Origin of the sequence: Ferruginibacter sp., from assembly GCF_031430955.1 — a bacterium.
GTDB lineage: Bacteria > Bacteroidota > Bacteroidia > Chitinophagales > Chitinophagaceae > Ferruginibacter.
On sequence record NZ_JANPCM010000171.1, the window covers coordinates 1 to 1,730 of the forward strand.

Genomic DNA, 1,730 nt, shown 5'->3' on the forward strand with positions numbered 1-1,730 from the left:
GCTTTTTACAAGCAAAATGCTGGATTAGAATTAGTACTCAGACATAATGATAATTTTTATTACCTATCAAAATAATCAATAAATTTATAATTACACCTTCTTCACCCCCGGTTGTATCGTTGTTAAATCTCCAATCTTCACCGGCTTACCACTATCACAACTGTTTCTTGCAGCAATACCAACTAAGCAGGATAATGCACCATCTCTTACACCAGCCGATTGTCTTAATGCATCCGCAGTGCCGGGAATAAAAATTTTATCCTTCAATAATTTATCACCGCCGCCATGGCCACCTTCGGGTGTAAACACTTTAATCAATTCTGGTTTTCCAAAATTTTTTGTCAGCATCAGTTCGTCATAATTTTTCTTTTCGTCACCAGCAGGCGGGTTACTTTCCTGTATCCATGCTTCCAATCTTCCTTCGGTGCCGTTAAATGCAATGCGGTAACCTTCGTAAGGCGAGTATGCCGTTAGCGAATAACTTACCTGTACGCCATTGGCATATTTTATTGATGCACCCATCTTATCAAAAATATCAATGTCTTCTTTCCACACACAACCATCTCTTAAATAACCATCATACTGTTGATTGTCGGCATACAGCGCCATCAATCTTTTATCTTTCGTCATATCCCAGTAAAATTTGCATTTGTCTTTGTACTCACATGTTCTGCAATTAATACCTCTGAACGAATTATTTTTTCCATAATGCTCCAATGCACCGTAAGCAAAAACTTCTGTAGGGTCGCTCTCTATCCACCAGTTTAATAAATCAAAATGATGCGATGCTTTATGTACCCAAAGGCTGCCACCATTTTTGCGTAAGCGGTGCCATCTTCTAAAATAATCTGCACCATGGCGTACATCCAGGTACCAGTGAAAATCAACAGACGTAATTTTTCCTATTGCACCGCTGCGTAACAGTTCGTAAATTTTTGCACGGTGCGGTGAGTAGCGGTAATTAAATGTAACGGTAACTTTTTTACCGGTCTTTTTTTCTGCATCAATAATTTGCTGGCATTTTGCTTCATCCGTCGTCATCGGTTTTTCCGAAATAATATCGGCACCCATTTGCATACCTTTTACAATAAATTCGTTGTGTGTGGCATCAACTGTGGTAACAATTAAAACATCAGGCTTAACTGTTTTCATCATCTCTTCAAAATTGGTAAATGTGGGGCAGTTAACTGCCATCATTTTTTTGGCTGTTTCCACACGGCCTTTATTAGTATCGCATAGCCCAACAAACTCTACATAATCTGCATAATCTTTCAAAACGTCTTTACCCCACATGCCTGTACCCCGGTGGCCGGTGCCCACCATGGCGTAGCGTTTTTTTGGTCCGGTAAATAAAGCAGCAGTTTCTGCAACAGCATCATTCATCAGCATGCTGCCTGCTAAAACTGTTCCGGTAGTAGTAATAAATTTGCGGCGGCTAAAATTATTTTCCATTGTGCAAGTATTAATTATTGGTTAAGAAAAATTTAGTAAAACAGATTGGATGCTAAAGATATTTCAAAGCATTTGAAATTTTAATAAAATTTTGGGTAGTTTATTTACAAATTGATATACATTTGCACCAAGTTTATATTCAACACAAAGTGAAGTACAACAAAGCCCATATCATTTCAATAAACAATTATCCCGTTAGGGTAATGTTTGCTATTGAAACTGTATTGGAGCAGCTCCCCCGACCCCGACGTGGTTGCTGATAGGACGAGCAAGTAAAA

Annotated in this window: 1 protein-coding gene; it reads right to left on the reverse strand. The window is 38.6% G+C overall.

What is annotated here, in order from left to right:
- Window positions 1-90 precede the first annotated feature (90 nt).
- Window positions 91-1,452: a Gfo/Idh/MocA family oxidoreductase gene (locus ACY65O_RS04615; RefSeq protein ID WP_462219674.1), complete on the reverse strand. Its 1,362-nt coding sequence runs from the start codon at window positions 1,450-1,452 to the stop codon at window positions 91-93.
- Window positions 1,453-1,730: the final 278 nt, after the last annotated feature.